This window comes from Bradyrhizobium sp. Ses1 (genome assembly GCF_059512365.1).
The window spans coordinates 1-554 of the sequence record NZ_JCAMOQ010000206.1 but is presented as its reverse complement, the minus strand read 5'-3'; the positions used below and the strand labels follow the sequence as shown (position 1 = coordinate 554).

The 554-nt window shown below is 64.4% G+C and carries 1 pseudogene; it reads right to left on the bottom strand.

What is annotated here, in order from left to right:
* Positions 1 to 554: pseudogene (locus tag AC5ZG5_RS46390) on the bottom strand (IS630 family transposase); the annotation flags it as partial.

The window sequence follows — 554 nt, the reverse complement described above, 5'->3', positions numbered from 1 at the left end:
CGCCGGGACGAAGTGTCGGGAGGAGGACCTTTTCCACGTAGAGGCGAAAGCTGTCGCCGTCGATCGGGCCCTCGATAAACCATGGCGCCTCGATCCGGTCATGGCGCAAGGCGGCCAGGAAGGTCATGGTCTTCCAGCGGCCGTGTGGAACCTTGGTGGGAAGCCTCTGGCCACGCGGCGCCCATCCCCGCAAAGCCGCCATATCGGTTCTGGTCCAGGTCTCGTCGATGAAGACCAGGCGCTCAGGCTCGACGCGATCTTGATATTTGATCCACTGGGCCCGCCGCCTTGCCACGTCGGGACGATCGCGTTCGCCAGCCACCACGCTTTTTTTTGAAGCTGAGTTTCTCGGCATGGACGAACTCCCACACCGAGCGGTAGTCGACCTTCAGCCCGCGTTCGGCGAGCTCGGCAACCAGCCCGCGCAAGGTGAAATCGCCCGCCTTGATCCGCTCCAACACCCAGACACGGTGTTCGCCAGAAATCGCTTTCGGCCGGTGCCCACCCATCTTGCCGGGCGCGATGCTGCCGGTCTCGCGCTGCCGGCGCACCCA